Origin of the sequence: Dysgonomonas sp. 520 (assembly GCF_010501095.1) — a bacterium.
Lineage (GTDB): Bacteria > Bacteroidota > Bacteroidia > Bacteroidales > Dysgonomonadaceae > QVMP01.
Genome location: NZ_QVMP01000004.1, coordinates 14,694 through 32,998, shown reverse-complemented (window position 1 = coordinate 32,998; position 18,305 = coordinate 14,694). Strand labels below are relative to the sequence as shown.

Here is an 18,305-nt window from a genome sequence, read left to right as displayed (position 1 = left end):
TCAATGTTATTTCTACTCCACCCGGCAAACGTCGAATAAGAACTACCGATTCGCATCAATAATAAAATATTTTAGTCACCTAACAGTTTCACAGCATCTATATACTGCGCCATACCCTTTGCCACCCGTTTTGCATCGCGCATGGCAAGGACAACCGTTTGAGGTGTATGCACAACGTCACCTCCGGCAAAAACACCTTTACGGGTAGTCATTCCATAAGGAAAGTCTTTTGTGATAACATAGCCTGCGTCATTCACTTCTATACCTAATGAAGTGGAAACTATTTTATTAGCAGGTTTCGACCCGATGGCAATCAACACACGATTGAAAGGTATGATTTTTTCTCCGTCCGGTCCTTCCACCCTGATAGCTTTCAGAGTGTTATCTTCTCCTATAAATTCTTTTGTGCTGGTTTGGAAAAGGAATTTGACACCTTCTTCCACAGCTTCGTGATATTCTGTTTGCAGGGCGGGTATTTCGGCTTCCGTTCTGTGATATATTACCGTTACGTTTTTTGCCCCCATGCGTATAGCCGTACGGGCAGTGTCCATAGCCACATTTCCGGCTCCAATAATAGCTACCTCTTCACCCTCTATCAATGGCACGGTTTCGCGGCTGATGTCTCCGTTGTTGAACAGGTTGACCATCCGCAGAAAGTAAGAAGACTGAAGCACTCGGTATAGTTTCGATCCGGGAATGTCGAGCGATTTAGGAACAGATGTTCCCGAACCAATGAACACGGCATCAAATTCATGCTCGAGCATCGAATCTACGGTTATTTTCTCTCCCACAGTCACGCCATTAAGAAAAGTAACGCCCAAAGCCTCTATTTTTTTCACTTCACGCCTCACTATATCTTTTGGCAAACGGTATTCCGGAATACCATACATAAGCACACCTCCGGGTTCTTTTTGTCCTTCAAATACCACAACGTTAAATCCTTCTCTGGCCAAATCGCCGGCAACGGTCAACCCGGCAGGTCCTGAACCTATAACGGCGGCTTTTCCTCTTGTTTTGGGTTTCAGCCGTTCCTTTATCAGTCCCATTTCGCTATCGAAATCGGCGATAAACCGCTCCAGTTTGCCCACTCTTATGGGTTTTTCTTTCTTGTTCAGTATGCAATGCCCTTCGCACTGCTTTTCGTGTGGGCATACACGCCCACAGATAGCAGGCAAATTGCTCTTTTCGTTGATAATCTGCATTGCCGCACCAACGTTACCCATCGAAAGTTGGTGGATAAATCCCGGTATATTGTGTTCTATCGGACAGCCTTGTACACACAATGGATTTTTACAGTTAAGGCATCTTTTTGCTTCGTCAATAGCCTCTGCTGTTGTATAACCCCGGTTTATTTCTGCGAAATTTGATATTATCTTATCTTCTATCTTATTTTCCATAAATAATCATTTTGCAATCTTGACTTTGCAAAGATAGTGAATATTTGTAATATAGAATTTGAATTTGTGATATTTTTAATTTATGACAGATATATGTTATTGATATGAATCGGTAGTTGAATACACCCCCCCCTACACCTCACCAAAAGAGAGGAGACAAACGCCTCCTTCTTTAGAGGGGAAAGATGGGTGGGAGTATTCGGTTATATGGGCAGACCAGAAGCCTGCCCGAAAACAAAAACGGCTCCGGAAAAATCCGGAACCGCTCTATCTAAAATTATTTGAGTTCAATTTCTTGCTTCAGGTCAATCTCTTCTTTGTTTTCGTCGTAGAAATGATATTCGAGATACGCAAGACTCTGATCGGGTATGATCTTGAAGTTGTTACCGTATTTCCATTTCCATCTCATTTTCAGAGAGATTACTCCTTGATTGATATACGCTGCCACATATGGATGTATGTGTAAGGTAAATTTCTTCACTTTTAGTTTCTTCACCAAATAACTGATTTTAGATTGCAACGAATCTACAAACAGTATGGATGGTTTTGTTTCCCCTTTTCCAAAGCAGCTGGGGCATGCTTCGGTTGTATTTATTTCCATTTCGGGCCGTACCCTTTGGCGAGTGATTTGCATCAACCCAAATTTGCTCAGTGGCAATATATTGTGTTTTGCCCTGTCATTTGCCATTAACTCTTGCATACGCACAAGAAGTTTGCTACGGTGTTCCCCTTCGGTCATGTCTATAAAATCGATGACGATAATGCCTCCCAGGTCGCGAAGTCGAAGTTGACGGGCAATTTCCTCGGCAGCCAACGAGTTCACCTCAAATGCCGTTGTTTCCTGCCCTTCTTTCGATTTTGTCCTGTTCCCGCTATTCACATCAATTACGTGTAAAGCCTCTGTGTGTTCAATAATAAGGTATGCCCCGTATTTGAATGTAACTGTTTTCCCAAACAGTGCTTTTATCTGTTTTGTCACCGCAAAATTATCGAAGATAGGCAAATCGCCTGTATACAATTTCACGATGTCTTTTTTCTCCGGGGCAATGACTGTCAGATAGTCTTTTACCTGATTGTATGTATCCTGATCGTTGACATGAATTTCCTGAAACGAAGGACTGAAAACGTCTCTGAGGAGTCCTACAATCCGTCCTGTTTCTTCATAAATCAGTGTTGGTAGTTTGCCTTTCTGTATTTTAGGCATATTTTCGTCCCAACGTTTCACCAATGTTTTAAGTTCGGTATCGAGTTCCACCACTTTTTTGCCTTCGGCCACCGTGCGGACTATAACACCAAAGTTTTTTGGTTTGATACTTTGAAGAAGCTTTTGTAATCTTATACGTTCTTCTTTCGATTTAATTTTTTGAGAAACAGATACTTTATCATTGAAAGGTATCAGAACAAGAAAACGCCCTGCAAACGACAGTTCGGAGGTAAGGCGTGGTCCTTTAGTAGATATTGGCTCTTTGGCTACTTGCACCAGGATTTCCTGTCCAACCGTCAACACATCGGTTATGCTGCCATCTTTGTCAATATCTTTTTCCAGCTGAAATTTTGATAATTGGGGAAATTTTTTCTTGTCAGCCAGAGCTTTTTTGTAGAACTTGTCCACAGATTTAAACTGGGGCCCAAGATCTAAATAGTGAAGAAAAGCGTCCTTTTTGTGTCCTACATCTATAAAAGCAGCGTTCAGGCCGGGCAACAATTTTTTCACCCTGGCTGCATAGACATTGCCAACCGAAAACGAGGCGTCTCTTCCTTCCTTCTGCAATTCGACAAGTTTCTTGTCTTCAAGCACGGCAATAGATACCTCTTTGGGTTGAACGTCTATAATCAGTTCGCTGTTCATAAATTTTTTTACATATTGATTTTGTCTAAGGACTAGATTTTCAGTTTTACCACTTACAAAATACACAAAGAACAAACCTAAAATTCAATACATTCTTTAAGTTTGTTCCTGTGATTATTTCGTTTCAAAGAAAAAATCTTATTTTTTCTTTTTATGTCTGTTTTTTCTTAGTCTTTTCTTACGTTTATGCGTAGACATTTTATGTCTTTTTCTTTTTTTACCGCTTGGCATAGCTTTCTTTTTTGTTGATTAATACTTAGTTAACTTCTATTGCGTTATTACTTCTTTACTTGGCTAACGAAAGTTTTAGCTGGTTTGAAAGAAGGAATATTATGCTCAGGGATGATAATAGTTGTGTTCTTAGAAATGTTGCGAGCTGTTTTTTGAGCTCTTTTCTTCACGATGAAGCTACCAAATCCTCTAAGATAAACGTTTTCACTTTTTGCTAAGGAATCTTTTACTACATCCATAAAAGACTCAACTGTCATAAGGACTGTAGCCTTATCAATGCCCGTGTTCTTTGCAATTTCGTTAACGATGTCTGCTTTAGTCATTGTTTAGTTATTTTATATTATAGATTAATACTAATTTTTTGGATTGCAAATATATAGCTTTTTATTTACCTTTGAAAAAATAAATGTTCTTTTTTCAGCTATTATTTATTGTTTTTTTTTATTAGTTGTATTAAAACCAGTATTTTAGCCACTTTCGCAACATTTCATATTAATGTATTTAATGCAAATGAGTAGCTTTCCTCAGCCTTTATATGCCGATATTTCTTCTGCTTTGGTGTTTTGGTACAATGCCAACAAACGGGATTTGCCTTGGCGCGATACTAAAGACCCGTATTTGATATGGCTGTCTGAAGTTATTTTGCAGCAGACCCGTGTAGATCAGGGATTAAGCTACTACAACAAATTTGCGGAGAGGTTTCCTTTTGTCGAAGATCTGGCTAATGCCGACGAAGATGAAGTGCTGAAACTGTGGCAAGGCTTGGGTTATTATAGCCGGGCACGGAATCTGCATGCGACGGCTAGAAATATTACAGACAATTATAACGGTGTTTTTCCGGATAATTACAAGACAATTTTATCGCTAAAAGGTGTGGGTGAATATACGGCGGCGGCCATTTCGTCCTTTTCGTTCAACATACCTGTTGCCACGGTAGATGGCAATGTGTACAGGGTTCTTTCTCGGTTGTTTGTCATACAGGAGCCCATAGATACGGGCAGGGGAAAGAAAGTATTTTCTCAGTTGGCACAAGAAATATTGGATAAGAAAAGTCCGGCTATGCACAATCAGGCGATGATGGAGTTCGGCGCATTGCAATGTGTGCCTGTCTCTCCCAAGTGCAGCGAGTGCCCTCTGTCAAATGTTTGCGAGGCGTATAAACTGAACTTGGTGTCTTCATTTCCGGTGAAGCAGGGTAAAGTCACAATTAAAAACCGGTATTTCAATTATTTCGATATCAGGTACGGTGAGTATACATATATAAATAAGAGAGGAGTCAACGATATTTGGAAAAATCTGTATGAACTTCCTCTTATAGAGACATCTTCCGCACAGTCGATGGAAAGTATTTTACAGGACAACTCTTTTTCTGAAATGTTTCCCGAAAACAGTATCAATAATATTGTGCATAAACAAAGCATCAAGCATATACTTTCACATCGGGTCATTTATACCGAATTTTATCTGGTGGAAGTGACCGACGATGATTTTTTGAAACGAAATTTCTTGAAAATAAACATCTCCGATATTGATAATTATGCCATTTCCAGATTGGTGCACAAATATCTCGAAAATTGTGAAAAATAAGGATACTCTGAAAATTATTCATATTTTTATGTAAATAAAATCTGTTCGTTATGAAAAAAATATTGAACCTCATTCCTATATGTCTGATAGCGATACTACTGGCTTCGTGTGTTTCCACAACTTTCACGTATCAGAAAATAGTTTCCATCGATTATTCAAAATATAATACGGAAGGGTTTTTCATCACCGAAAGCAATTGTGTCAATTTTGATTATACTGCCATAAGCTCTGTCATTGTCAGAAATAACTATTTTACAGACCCGAATATCATTTTTGAAGAACTCATTAACGAATGTAAGAAGCAAGGTGCGGATGGAATTATAAACCTGAATTTTTATCTTTCCTCGGATAACAAAGGAGAAGAGGGCGATTACATAATAAAAGGTATGGCTATAAAACGTAAATGAAAATACTTTTACTTGGCGAATACAGCAATGTGCATTGGACTTTAGCAACAGGTTTGCGCAACTTGGGGCATAAAGTTATGGTTGTATCTGATGGTGATGGATTCAAAAACTATCAGCGAGATATTGATATTTCGATGAAAAGTGAGAATCGGATGGGACAGATCAAATGCCTGTTTTCTATTCTCAGAACGTTGCCCAAACTGAAAGGTTTTGATGTTGTGCAAGTTATCAACCCCAATTTTACACGTATCCATCACATCAATCTTCTATTGTATAAGTATCTGAAAAAGCATAACAGGAAGATTTTCCTCGGTGCTTTTGGCAATGATTATTTCTATACTAAGGCCTGCATTGAAAACAAGGTTTACAGGTATTCCGAGTTTTTTGTTGACGGAAAACCAACCAATCTGAAAGCGAATAAAGAGCTCGTAAAAGCATGGATAGGAACTTTCAGGCAAAAGGCTAACATAGAGATGGCTAATAGCTGCGATGGAATTATTGCGGGACTCTACGACTACTATATGGCTTATGAACAGGGTTTTGGGAATAAACTGAACTACATACCTCTTCCGATAAATTTAGAGGAAATTCCTTTTTCAATACTAAATATACCGGAAAAGGTTCGGTTTTTCGTTTCCATAAACAAAGATCGTATGGAGATAAAAGGCACTCCCCTGTTTCTGAAAGCATTGAAAAGAATAGAAGACAAATACAGTGACCGGATAGAAATTTTTGAGGCAGAATCTCTCCCATACGGTGAATATAAGGCTAAGTTGCAGGAGGCTGATGTTGTTTTAGATCAAACTTATTCCTACTGTCTGGGTATGACCGGTTTACTAACATTAGCCGGTGGTAAAATATTGGTGAGTAGTGCCGAACCCGAAATGTACAAAGCCTTGGGAGAAAAAGAGAATAAGCCTGTTTGCGGCATATTGCCTTCGGTTGATGATATCTATCAAAAACTGGAATCTCTTATTTTAAATAAGAATGATTTTCCTGTATTCTCCCAAAACGGACGATTGTTTGTAGAGACGCATCATGATTACACCAAAGTTGCCAAGCAATATATAAACGTTTGGTCGAAATAGAATTTTTTTCTATCTTTGTAGCTTAAGATAATGATTTACAGCCTGCCTCTGTCACTGACTAAGTGACAGAGGTTCTTTTTTATGGCTACTTTCCTGTCTTCTTTTCCGTCGGATTTCGGAGGGAGCTTTGCCCAGATTTTTGTGGCAAAATTCGTTGAAATGAGAAAGCGTCGCAAATTTGTGATCCGTCGATATTTGTTTCAGGGTTTTGTTCGTGTAATAGATTTCATAATATACCGTGTTAGTTCTTCGCTGACGGAGCCACGAATAAGCCGACATGCCAAACGTCTTGCGAAACCGCTTGTTGAATCCCGAATAGCTGTAATTCATCTTTTCTGCTAACAATCTCACATTTAATGTATTCTGGGACAATTTGCGCACCTGCTCCGAGAAATGAAAATCGTTAGACAGATGCGATCGGAAGAAATCGGTCAGCTCTTCATTCGAGTACGACATCTTCAAAATGCAAATCAATTCCCTGATTTTCAGAGTGTAGAGAACCTCACTACTTATGCCGCTTTCCTCATACATTTGAAGCGAACGAACATAGGCATGTAGCACACTTTCCATTTTCAGGCAGGATATGTCCGGCTTTTGTTCACATATACTACTGATATTCAGAGTTTCAAGATGGACGGAGTCAATCAAATTTATTACAATCACCGAACTTTTTTCCAACACTCTGGCAGATAAATGATCTCCCGCAGGCAGGAAAAATAGTCTCGATTCGGATACCGTCAACGAATTTTGCATGTTGGAAGATATTCCCAACCGACCTTTCGTTACTACAATAATTCTGCTTTCACCCTCTTTCGTTTCCCAATCGGAACCTTTCTCAAAATTGAGGAATCGTATCAAAGCACTTTCATTCTTATCATTATCCTTCATCTTTTTTATGTTTGTTTAAGTGTTTGTATTAGTGCGTGTTTAACTAATGTATTACAGATTTTTTCAAAACCATTTTTCCGTCTGAACTAATAAGCTGTTGTTTACTAAATGTTTAAAGCAAGATAATCATCTGTATAAATAGAAACTATTTCTGCCTGTTTAACCGATGTTTCACATATTGGAATCTCTGTTTTCGTAATCAATTGATAATAAGTGTAATAGCACTCCAATTATCACCCCTCCGTCACTTAGTCAGTGACAGACCGGGAATAAGCAGGCAATCAGGTATTTAACACAACAAACAACATTAAAAACTTATGAAAAAGAGCAGTTTAATTTTATTGATTTTTTTAGCCGTTACGGCTCTAAAAGCACAGGTGGGTGTGAACACGGAAAACCCGCAGGGTATCTTCCACATCGACGGGAAAAGAGACACAAATGGCAGTACAAATATTGCAGATGATGTGATGGTAGATACTCAAGGTAGAATTGGAATAGGAACGAATGCGCCCCAAAACAAAATAGACATCCGAACGACAGGAAACAATACAGGACTACATTTACCAAATGGGGCTTCGTCCGGAAAGGTTTTGACGTCCGACACGCAAGGAAACGGAGTCTGGGTATCAGGTGCTGTGCAATATCAAACAATGGTTGTGGGTAAAGGAGGAAATACCATTTATTCAGGAATAGTGCCATATCCCGAATCAGGGCCTTCTATTGGCAAGATCGTAAAAATTGACTTCTTCAACAATATCAAGTTTGATAAGGCTAAAGAAATTTATGGAAGTACATACGGTTGGGATGCAGTCAATCAACGTTATGTGGCTCCGGTTACCGGTATTTACCGGATTTCGATGAACATGTATTTCCGATCAACTCAGCCGGGAGAGAATCAACGGGTTTATGCTTTTAAAAATGGAGTATTTTTTCAAGATCCGGGATTTATCTCTGTCACAGACAATGGAAAGGATCAAAATAACTTTGTTATGGGGTTAGTTAAATTAGATCAAGGAGATATAATTGATTTCTGGGGATTCATTTACAATAATGCCCAATCGGAAGATATTCTATTATATGGAGAAGAAGGGCATAGCTACATTCTGATTGAATCTTTATAACGTTTTGACAATATGAAAGAGAGTAGTTCTCAAGCTGGAAAACTGTCCTTTCGTTATATTACAATTAGCCGTGGTGCATTTATCCAAATAAATGAAAGAAGTTATTTATTATCAGAAAGACAGATGGATATCATATAGTTAATAATGCGAAATGGAACTACCAGTCGTGTAAATAACATAAAAACAAGTGACTACTTACATAAAGAAAGAGGATAAATAATCCGTTAAACTTGATTAGCATCATTTATTCTCTTCATGACAAAGAGCTACAATGTATAAACGTTGTAGCTCTTTATATATTAGAAAAAGTGACTCTGACTAACAGGCACAACTTTGGTATTATCAATCTCCCAAACAGTGACAGGAAGATTATTTAAAGCCTACACAATCTATTGCCTGCAATTCTCTGAGTGTGTGCTGGAAAAATCGTTTGGCGATTGCTAAGTAGAATAAAGATATTTGAAGAAAACAATAATCAAATCGAAGTGTCTATTTTATTATTTCTATACTGACTCGGAGCAAGATTCGTATATTGCTTGAATAGGCGATTGAAATAAGAAACGTTATCTATTGATAACTCCAAAGCTACATCGGCAATGGACATATTTGTGGTGAGCAAGAGCAATTGAGCTCTTTCTATCTTTTTGATATTGATATATTTAATGGGAGTGTAGCCTGTCTCTTTTTTGAAAATACGAATCAGGTGATCTTTTGTTATGCATGAGATGTCGGTCAATTGAGAAAGCTCTACATTTTTGTCGGTGTTTTCATGAATATATCGCAAACATTTATCTATCCTAATATCTTTATACCTTGATTTCAGTTGTGCCAAACCCATAAATTTGGCCATAATTTGATATAAAATTCCTCGCGTTTCCAGTTGGATGTGTATTGGAAGCAGGTAATTATCAGCAATAAATTTAGAGAAGCTTGGCGTATTGTCATAAACTCTCGGATCAATATGGTGCAAATGCCGTTCAGGGTTTATTTCCAATAATCTTTCTATTAGAGGAGAATCTAATGTGTTTGCATTTAACTCGACAGGAAAATCCAACTTGTCGAAGACTGACTCTTTATTATACGTTTTCTCATAAAAATGAATATAATAAAGAGAAAAGAAACTATCGCTCTCATCATCATGCAGAGTGAATGGCGGTGTAAGATAAAGATTTCCGGGAGTTAGTGTGTATGCTTTTCCGTTGATATATGTCTTGGCCTCACCTCCGGTTACATAATATATACGGGCAAAAGGACTACTAATGTTTTTCCAATTCCAACTGGCATTCAATTCAGAATAGCCTACATTCAGCAACACCAGATTTAAATTATCTATTATCATCAATTTGCAATAAGAATAACACGATTGTAAATATACGATTTGTAGCACATAATACCAACTTTCCATCTTTTAATGTCGATTTTGTGCAAAATATTCATCGGAATAATGAAAGCCTTCTTAATATTTAAACTTTACTTTTGAGAAAAACAAACATTAAACCAATACTTAACCTTAAAAGAAACGAATAACCATGAAAAGAAGCAGATTTCAAGGCCAATGGCCTAAAATAGGTATTCGTCCTACCATCGACGGACGTATGGGAGGAGTTCGTGAATCCCTCGAAAATCAAACCATGAATATGGCAAAAAGTGTAGTGCAGCTGTTAACTTCTACACTTAAATATCCGGACGGAACACCCGTAGAATGTGTAGTTGCAGATTCTACTATCGGGCGTGTAGCCGAAAGCGCTGCATGTGCGGAGAAATTCAGAAGAGAAGGAGTCGGAGTAACTATTACTGTTACCCCTTGCTGGTGCTATGGTAGCGAAACAATGGATATGGAACAACATACTGTGAAAGCTGTATGGGGATTTAATGGAACAGAACGCCCGGGGGCTGTTTATCTGGCGGCCGTACTTGCCGCTCATGCACAAAAGGGTTTGCCTGCATTCGGCATATACGGATGCGACGTACAAGATGCCGGAACAACGGAAATTCCTTGCGATGTAAAAGAAAAGTTGCTTCGCTTTGCCAAAGCCGGACTAGCTGTGGCTACGATGCGAGGCAAATCGTATTTGTCGATAGGAGCAGTATGTATGGGAATTGCAGGCTCGATCGTAAATACCGATTTCTTCGAAGATTACTTAGGCATGCGCTGCGAGGGTGTAGACGAAGTTGAGATCATCCGCCGCATGACCGAAGGCATTTATGACAAAGAAGAATTTGAAAAGGCATTAGCTTGGGCTAAAGCCAATTGCAAGCAAGGAGAAGATAACATAAATCGTCCCGATCTTGTGAGAGATCAAGCCGGCAACGAAAAGGATTGGGAATTTATAGTGAAAATGACGCTTATCGTTCGTGATCTTATGATCGGTAATCCGAAATTGAAAGAAATGGGATTTGGTGAAGAGTCTCTTGGGCATAATGCTATTGCAGCCGGATTTCAAGGACAACGCCAATGGACGGATTTCTATCCGAACGGGGATTTTGCAGAAGCTATTCTGAATTCCTCTTTCGACTGGACGGGAATTCGTGCGCCATATGTATTAGCTACAGAAAATGATGCGCTGAATGGTACGGCTATGTTATTTGGCTATCTATTGACTAATACAGCACAAATATTTGCCGATGTACGTACTTATTGGAGTGCGGATGCGGTGGAACGAGTTACAGGAAAGAAATTGGAAGGATTGGCTTCAGGTGGCATGATTCATCTGATCAACTCAGGCGCAGCTACGTTGGATGGTAGTGGACGTCAGAACGATGAAGACGGTAAGCCCACGATGAAACCATTTTGGAATATTACCGAGGCAGAAGCAAAAGCTTGTCTGGATGCAACTACATGGATGCCGGCTAATCGTGAATATTTCCGTGGAGGCGGTTTTTCTTCGAAGTTCTTAACCAGAGGAGGTATGCCTTGTACAATGGTACGCCTGAATCTGGTGAAAGGAATAGGCCCGGTATTGCAGTTGGCCGAAGGTTGGACAGTAGATCTCGATCCGGAAATACACCGCATCTTAGATGAAAGAACGGATAAAGGTTGGCCTACAACATGGTTTGTTCCTCGCCTGACCAATAATGATAACTTCAAAGATGTGTATTCGGTAATGAACAACTGGGGTGCTAATCACGGTTCTATCAGTTGCGGTCATATCGGTGCCGATCTGATAACGTTGGCTTCTATGCTTCGTATACCGGTGTGTATGCACAATGTGGACAGAAAAGATATATACCGTCCTGCTGCATGGAGTGCTTTCGGAATGGATAAAGAAAGTGCCGATTACAGGGCATGTCAGACCTATGGAGCTTTGTATAAAAAGTAGGATATATGACAAACTTGAAAGAAGGATATAATAAAAAAATGGCAGGAGCGACCAAACGCTTCTGCCAATGCCTTAAACTAAACCCTGAGACTTTAGAGCAATATAAGTATTGGCACGATAGTAGAAATATTTGGAAAGAAATACCTGAGGGTATTCGCCGTGCAGGCATTCTGGATATGGAAATATATTTGATAAACGATATTGCTTTTATGGTTCTGGAAACCCCGATGAGTTTTGACTGGGATGACGCTTTTGGCAAATTGGCAACTTACGAGCGTCAAGCCGAATGGGAAGAATTTGTCGCCAAATTTCAAATTACAGAAAAAGGTCAGCGTTCGGAAGAAAAATGGCAATTAATAGAAAGAATTTTTTCTCTTACCGAAGCTTTAAATGAATAATCTTAACTATGATAACAAAAGAACATATAGCAAAATTTATAGAACAAGCTAACCGAGTAGGTAAAGAACGGTTACAACTTTGCAGTAGCGGTAATCTTTCGTGGAGGATAGACGACAACATTGCTCTGATATCCGGAACAGGCTCTTGGCTGCCACGCCTGGCAGAAGAAAATGTATCTGTCTGCGACATTTCTACAGGAATGCGTATTGATGGGCCAAAACCGTCGATGGAGAGTACTTTTCATTTGGGAGTGCTACGTGAGAGAAAAGACATGAATGTGGTTTTACATTTTCAGTCCCAGTATGCAACTGTGGTTTCCTGTATGAAGAACAAACCGAAAAATTATAATGTAGTAGCCGAAGTTCCGTGTTATTGCGGACGCGAAATCCCTGTTATTCCCTATTTCCGACCGGGATCTCCCGAACTGGCAAAGGCAGTATCGGAAGCACTAACCAACCACGATTGCGCTTTGATGAGCAAGCATGGGCAGGTGGTGTGCGGTAAAGATTTCGATGATGCTTTTCAGAAAGCTGTGTTTTTCGAATTGGCTTGCAGTATCATTGTCCGTGCGGGAGAAGGAAACTACCTCACACTCACCGATGAAGAAATACACGACCTTGATGTATATATTTTAGGTAAAACCGATAAATAAGCATCATATGTCATACCTAGCCTTAGATCTCGGAGCAGGAAGCGGACGGGCTATCGTTGGCACTATCAGCGATGGTAAAGTGCATCTTGAAGAGGTGCACCGCTTTAATAATACTCTAATACAACAAGATGACACATTATGCTGGGATTTTCTTTCCCTGTTCGAGAACATTAAACTGAGTATCAGCTTGGCCGTCAGGAAAGGTTACGATCTGAAAGGAATTGCAGTAGATACATGGGGGGTCGATTTCGGACTGCTGGACAAAAGCAATAACCTTTTATCCAATCCTGTTTGTTATCGGGATAGCAGGACAGAAGGTTTGTCGGAAAAATCGGCCAAATGTATCTCGAAAGAAGAGTTGTACTCCATTACAGGGATACAACAGATGGACATAAATACGATTTTCCAGCTTTGGAGCATGAGGAGATCGGATAGTCCTCACCTTTCCAATGCCAACAGGCTTTTGTTTACTCCCGATCTTATCAATTATTTCCTGACGGGAGTAATGGGTAATGAATATACCATTGCATCTACTTCGCAGTTATTGAATGCCCGAACTAAAGAATGGAGTGCCGGTGTTTTTAAAGCGATGGATATTCCTGCCGATATAATGGGAAAGATTTTGCAGCCATGTACTCTTTTAGGTGGATTGACAAAGCAAGTGTCCGAAGAAACAGGAGCCAAAGGCGTAAAGGTATTTGTTGTTGGTTCGCACGATACGGCAAGTGCTATTGCAGCCATTCCGGGTAAAGGAAACAATTGGGCATTCCTGAGTTCGGGTACGTGGTCGTTGTTAGGTACATTGAATGACGAGCCCATCCTAACCCAAGAGGCTATGACAAACGATTTCACTAACGAAGGAGGAGTCGATAATAAAATACTGTTTATGCGTAATATTACGGGACTTTGGCTCCTTCAGCGCATAATAGGCGAATGGGAAAAGGAGGGGTTGAATACTTCTTATGATTATATTCTGTCCGAATCGTCAAAAGCAGAACCATTCCGATGTATAGTAAATAGTGACGACCCTGTTTTTAATAATCCGTCATCAATGAAGGAAGCTATTCAAGCTTATTGTTCCCGTTCAGGGCAGCACATCCCTGAAACTCAGGGAGAATTGGTGAGGTGCATCCTTGAGTCGCTGGCAATAAAATATTACTATGTGATGGACAGACTGAAAAAATGCTCGGGAAAAGACTTTACAAAATTGTATGTTGTAGGGGGTGGAAGCCAGAATGAGCAATTGAACCAGTATATTGCAGATGCCTTAGATATAGAAGTAGTCAACGGATTGACAGAGGCAACTGCAGTAGGGAATGTAATTCAACAAGCGATAGCCGATGAAAAAATATCAGGATGGGAAGAAGCTTATGAAATAATCGAAAATAGTTTTAACTTTAAGAGTTATTATCCTGAGGATACCGGCAAATGGAAAGATACAGCACAAAATGTAAGTCATTTGTTTAAATAAGAAATAGAATACACTAACCGATAATATTACCATGAAAGACAATATAAATTCAACCTCTCTATTCAGAGGGAAACAAGGGCAGAACTATCTGTTTCCTTTTATACTTGTTACAAGCTTGTTTTTTCTCTGGGGATTTGCCCATGCGCTACTCGATGTGTTGAATGCTCATTTCCAAGAGATTCTGCAAATATCTAAAGCCCGTTCGGCATTGGTTCAGTTTGCTCTTTATGGAGGGTACTTTGTGATGGGTATACCTGCCGGACTGATAATAAAAAAATATGGGTATAAGAGAGGAATCATATTTGGTTTATTCGTATTTGCTATAGGAGCATTCTTGTTTTATCCGGCAACGTTGATAAAAACATTTTATCCATTCCTTATCGCTTTGTTTGTAATAGCCTGCGGGCTAACCTGCCTCGAAACGGCAGCCAATCCTTATACAACAGTGTTAGGCCCTTCCCAATCGGGAGCAAGACGGATCAATCTGGCACAGTCTTTCAATGGTCTAGGATGGATTCTGGGTCCATTGGTCGGAGGACTTTTGATTTTTTCGAACGATGGAGATCCTTTTGCAGCATTGGCTAAGCCTTATGTAGGCATCGGAATAGTGGTATTGCTTATTGCTGTTTTGTTTGTGCGTACACCTTTACCGCAGATATCGGCGGAAGATTCGGACGTTTCGGGCGATCAGAATAGTAAAAGCAGATATCGCGATTTATTGAAACATCCTTTGTTCATATTTGCTGTTGTAGCCCAGTTCTTTTATGTTGCGGGACAAACCGGTATAGGTAGCTTTTTTATCAATTACGTGATAGAGGTACGCCCCGATATTAGCCATCTGGAGGCATCGCAGATACTGGCATTCGGAGGCATGGGGATGTTTATGATAGGAAGGATATCGGGCAGTTACATGATGAAGTATTTCAATCCGAAAAAATTACTTTCCATATATGCTTTCATAAATATATTGTTGATGGTGATGGTGGTAATGGGTCTGGGTATGACATCGGTCGTATGCCTTTTCGCTTCCTACTTCTTCATGTCTATTATGTATCCGACAATATTTGCCGTTGGCATCAGCGGGTTGAAAGAAAATACCGAAAAAGGCTCATCTCTTATTGTTATGGCTGTGGCAGGGGGAGCAGTTGTACCGATGCTGATGGGGAGAATTGCTGATGTGTGGTCTATGGCAGTAGGTTTTTTGGTACCTCTTGTCTGCTTTATTGTTATTCTGATATTTGGATTAAGCAAGTTAAAGAATTAGGAATAGTCATATTACCACCTATAATTTATTAAGAGTTTGTTTCAATAATTCTGTTTTACAGGATTGTTGTAGCTGTCGGGGTAATAGACCGATAGAGTGTGCTTTGGTTAAGAAGAAATTTTGATGCACACGTTTCGGGAAATATCATGGTTATAATGCTTATAATTAGCACACACTGCGAATAAAGAAACAGCCACTTACGATGTAAGTGGCTGCTTTTCTTGCTCTTCCTCTTGGGCTTAAACTAAGAGCCATCTGATTAACAGGTGAATAAAAGTTTTAAAATATTAATAGGTCAAGATGGAACTTATGATTTAGAAAATAATTTCCCCAACGATTTAACTAAAAAGAAATTTTTTGGTTCCGAAAACATGAGCAACTTAAATAAAATATCAGCCATAAACAATATTCCTTCCAATCCGCCGGCAACTTTTCTGATACACGGAACCGCTGACACAGTTATCAGTAAAGGCGAATGTCAAAAATTTGGAAAAGCATTGAAAAAGATTTATTGTTTACAATATATTTGATTCATTAATCTATCCGTTTGATAAGTCGATCTAAACGAGCAACTTGCTTATCGGTTAACTTGTCTCTATTATATTCCAATTGTGATTGAAGGTTTTCAACAGCATTTAGATTATCAGCATTCGATATGTCTTTGTATAATGAATTAATCGCTTTTTCAAAATCATTTAATGTCGTGTCCCAATTTGCACCAGAGCTACCTTTCTTATTGGTTTTAACATCTCTCCCTATTTTAAGCTTTGTCGTTATCTTGAAACTCACTATCTTCGAAAGTGTTTCATCATTAGCATTAGATACACTAAACTTAAGTTTACCAAATCTCCCAGATTCTGCATGAAGTAATTCATGAGGCATTCCAAAATAGAAATTACCCCATTCAGGCTCCCAGATATTTAACGGTATTCCATCTTTATCATACATTTCATACCCAAATCCTACTCCAATTTCATCATAACTAGAACCTGATCCTCCAAGTGATGTAAGAACATCTTCGGGATATGGAAATTCAACATCAGTACGTTTTATCGTAATTTCAATTATTTTATCGATATTCATAGCCTGATATGGTTGAATTTCAAATTCAGTGCCCACAATTTCAAAATACTCGGATAAATCTCCTGAAATCCCAGGTTCTGTCAGAGTAATAACTTTTTTGTCGTTTTCTTCTTTCGAAGATTTCTCACCTCCACACGAAACGAGCCCCAGACTCATACATACTACTAATAAAATAGCAGTCACTTTTAAATTTCTCATAGAATAAATAATTGTTTTTTGCCCTCTCCGGCTCCAAAAGAAGAGTTTATAAAATGCTGAAAGCGTGGAACCGTTAACTTACTTTATCTAGCAGGTTCTAGCAAAACCTTAGGAGTAAAATAAGCAACAGCCCACGCCTATACAGCATGAGAGCAGTCAACCTATCCTCCTCCTGTTAAATTTGCTAGATTTGCTAGAGAGAAATTAAGTTAAACTCTTTCAACGTTTGAATTCGAATACGTTTGCCGACTAATACTAATCGGCATGACAAATATACTCATAATTTCAACATTTCAAGCGCTTTTGCCCTCAATGGGCTGTTGCCGATGCAAAATAAACTGTTGATAGTGCCATTGTGTGACGCTTTAAATAACTATTTTTGTTTTCGATTAGTAAACGCAATATATACCTATGTCACGTATTCATCACTTACAACGTAACCTACTGATTATATCTAAGATAAGAAAATGTCCATATATCAATTTTGCCGAGCTCACTTCTTATTTGGAACGAGAATTGAACTTTCGTGGAATATACGATACAGGCCTATCACGTCGAACCATACAACGAGATATACAGAATATTCGAACCGAATTTGGTGTCGATATAGAATATTGTCGTCGTAATCAGGGTTATTATATTGAAGATAATACAATACGTTCCGATATAGACCGCTTTCTGGACGAGTTCAACATCCATAACGCACTCAATACTGAAATAGGAATACCCGATTTTGTGCTGGCCGAGAAACATCGCCCTATGGGTACACAACATCTTTACCCGCTTATCCATGCCATTAAAAACTCTCTACAAATCAGTTTTTCGTACCTGAAATTCGGGTCTGATAAGCCCTCATTCCGTGAGCTTGAACCATACGCCGTGAAAGAGTGTCGGGGCCGGTGGTATCTTATTGGGCGAACCAAAGGGCAGAACGACCTGAAAACATACGGCCTGGATAGAATAAACGATCTTGTTATCTTGGACGAAACTTTTCCTAAAGACAATACAATAAATGTGTCTGAAAAGTTTAAGTATAGCTACGGTATTTATTCATCCGATGAATACCCCATTGAAGATGTTATTCTCTCTTTTGATGCAAGAGATGGTAGCTATCTAAAGTCTTTACCCCTACATCATAGCCAGGAAATAATAACCGACAATAAAGATGAATTTGTTATCCGGTTACGACTGAAAATAACACTCGATTTCATTATGGAACTGATGTCCCGAAGCTGGTCATTAAAGGTTATAGAACCCTTATCTCTTCGGGAAGAAATACAATCCATCTGTAAATCGGCACTGGAAAGGAATAGTCTGTAACCGGCTGTTACAGACTACCGTGTTCTTTTT

17 protein-coding genes are annotated in these 18,305 nt (G+C 39.2%); 11 read left to right on the top strand and 6 right to left on the bottom strand.

What is annotated here, in order from left to right:
• Positions 1 to 71: 71 nt before the first annotated feature.
• The 3 genes from D0T56_RS03260 to D0T56_RS03250 all read right to left on the bottom strand — a co-directional run bounded on the left by D0T56_RS03260 (position 72) and on the right by D0T56_RS03250 (position 3,800).
• Positions 72 to 1,397 (bottom strand): NAD(P)-dependent oxidoreductase, encoded by a 1,326-nt coding sequence (locus D0T56_RS03260; protein WP_163318701.1) that lies wholly within the window; start codon positions 1,395 to 1,397, stop codon positions 72 to 74.
• Between the two features lie 277 nt (positions 1,398 to 1,674).
• Positions 1,675 to 3,246: an Rne/Rng family ribonuclease gene (locus D0T56_RS03255; RefSeq protein WP_163318700.1), complete on the bottom strand. Its 1,572-nt coding sequence runs from the start codon at positions 3,244 to 3,246 to the stop codon at positions 1,675 to 1,677.
• Positions 3,247 to 3,524: 278 nt separating this feature from the next.
• The gene (locus tag D0T56_RS03250) at positions 3,525 to 3,800 is read right to left on the bottom strand and encodes an HU family DNA-binding protein (protein ID WP_163318699.1); all 276 of its coding nucleotides are present in this window, start codon (positions 3,798 to 3,800) and stop codon (positions 3,525 to 3,527) included.
• Between the two features lie 181 nt (positions 3,801 to 3,981).
• Here D0T56_RS03250 and mutY point away from each other — a divergent pair, with 181 nt between their 5' ends.
• From mutY to D0T56_RS03235, 3 genes are read left to right on the top strand one after another with little or no spacing between them, the layout of a single operon-like run.
• Entirely contained in the window at positions 3,982 to 5,064 is a 1,083-nt protein-coding gene (mutY, locus tag D0T56_RS03245; RefSeq protein WP_255491023.1) for an A/G-specific adenine glycosylase, read from the top strand.
• A gap of 50 nt (positions 5,065 to 5,114) precedes the next feature.
• Positions 5,115 to 5,471 (top strand): hypothetical protein, encoded by a 357-nt coding sequence (locus D0T56_RS03240; RefSeq protein ID WP_163318698.1) that lies wholly within the window; start codon positions 5,115 to 5,117, stop codon positions 5,469 to 5,471.
• On the top strand, positions 5,468 to 6,559 hold the full coding sequence (locus D0T56_RS03235; protein WP_163318697.1) for a glycosyltransferase family 4 protein: 1,092 nt from the start codon (positions 5,468 to 5,470) through the stop codon (positions 6,557 to 6,559). Before D0T56_RS03240 ends, D0T56_RS03235 begins: the two co-directional genes overlap by 4 nt.
• A gap of 51 nt (positions 6,560 to 6,610) precedes the next feature.
• Here D0T56_RS03235 and D0T56_RS03230 read toward each other — a convergent pair whose 3' ends face one another.
• The gene (locus D0T56_RS03230; protein WP_163318696.1) at positions 6,611 to 7,447 is read right to left on the bottom strand and encodes a helix-turn-helix domain-containing protein; all 837 of its coding nucleotides are present in this window, start codon (positions 7,445 to 7,447) and stop codon (positions 6,611 to 6,613) included.
• A 317-nt stretch (positions 7,448 to 7,764) separates the two neighbouring features.
• On the opposite strand from D0T56_RS03230, the gene D0T56_RS03225 reads away from it, so the two are divergent.
• The gene (locus D0T56_RS03225; RefSeq protein WP_163318695.1) at positions 7,765 to 8,568 is read left to right on the top strand and encodes a hypothetical protein; all 804 of its coding nucleotides are present in this window, start codon (positions 7,765 to 7,767) and stop codon (positions 8,566 to 8,568) included.
• Between the two features lie 475 nt (positions 8,569 to 9,043).
• Here D0T56_RS03225 and D0T56_RS03220 read toward each other — a convergent pair whose 3' ends face one another.
• Positions 9,044 to 9,907, bottom strand: coding sequence for an AraC family transcriptional regulator (locus D0T56_RS03220; protein WP_163318694.1), 864 nt, complete (start codon positions 9,905 to 9,907; stop codon positions 9,044 to 9,046).
• Between the two features lie 190 nt (positions 9,908 to 10,097).
• Between D0T56_RS03220 and D0T56_RS03215 the strand changes: the two genes are divergently transcribed.
• From D0T56_RS03215 to D0T56_RS03190, 6 genes are all read left to right on the top strand, one after another.
• Positions 10,098 to 11,888, top strand: coding sequence for an L-fucose isomerase (locus D0T56_RS03215; protein ID WP_163318693.1), 1,791 nt, complete (start codon positions 10,098 to 10,100; stop codon positions 11,886 to 11,888).
• Positions 11,889 to 11,893: 5 nt separating this feature from the next.
• The gene (locus tag D0T56_RS03210) at positions 11,894 to 12,286 is read left to right on the top strand and encodes an L-rhamnose mutarotase (protein ID WP_163318692.1); all 393 of its coding nucleotides are present in this window, start codon (positions 11,894 to 11,896) and stop codon (positions 12,284 to 12,286) included.
• 8 nt (positions 12,287 to 12,294) lie between these two features.
• Complete coding sequence (locus D0T56_RS03205; RefSeq protein ID WP_163318691.1) at positions 12,295 to 12,939, top strand: class II aldolase/adducin family protein; 645 nt, start codon at positions 12,295 to 12,297, stop codon at positions 12,937 to 12,939.
• A gap of 7 nt (positions 12,940 to 12,946) precedes the next feature.
• Entirely contained in the window at positions 12,947 to 14,410 is a 1,464-nt protein-coding gene (locus D0T56_RS03200; RefSeq protein WP_163318690.1) for a rhamnulokinase family protein, read from the top strand.
• 31 nt (positions 14,411 to 14,441) lie between these two features.
• On the top strand, positions 14,442 to 15,674 hold the full coding sequence (locus D0T56_RS03195) for a sugar MFS transporter (protein ID WP_163318689.1): 1,233 nt from the start codon (positions 14,442 to 14,444) through the stop codon (positions 15,672 to 15,674).
• A 266-nt stretch (positions 15,675 to 15,940) separates the two neighbouring features.
• Positions 15,941 to 16,204 (top strand): prolyl oligopeptidase family serine peptidase, encoded by a 264-nt coding sequence (locus tag D0T56_RS03190; RefSeq protein ID WP_163318688.1) that lies wholly within the window; start codon positions 15,941 to 15,943, stop codon positions 16,202 to 16,204.
• Between the two features lie 4 nt (positions 16,205 to 16,208).
• Here the strand turns inward: D0T56_RS03190 and D0T56_RS03185 are convergent, their stop codons facing one another.
• Positions 16,209 to 16,955, bottom strand: coding sequence for a hypothetical protein (locus tag D0T56_RS03185; protein ID WP_163318687.1), 747 nt, complete (start codon positions 16,953 to 16,955; stop codon positions 16,209 to 16,211).
• Between the two features lie 411 nt (positions 16,956 to 17,366).
• On the opposite strand from D0T56_RS03185, the gene D0T56_RS03180 reads away from it, so the two are divergent.
• Positions 17,367 to 18,275: a YafY family protein gene (locus D0T56_RS03180; RefSeq protein WP_163318686.1), complete on the top strand. Its 909-nt coding sequence runs from the start codon at positions 17,367 to 17,369 to the stop codon at positions 18,273 to 18,275.
• The last annotated feature ends 30 nt before the right edge of the window (positions 18,276 to 18,305 follow it).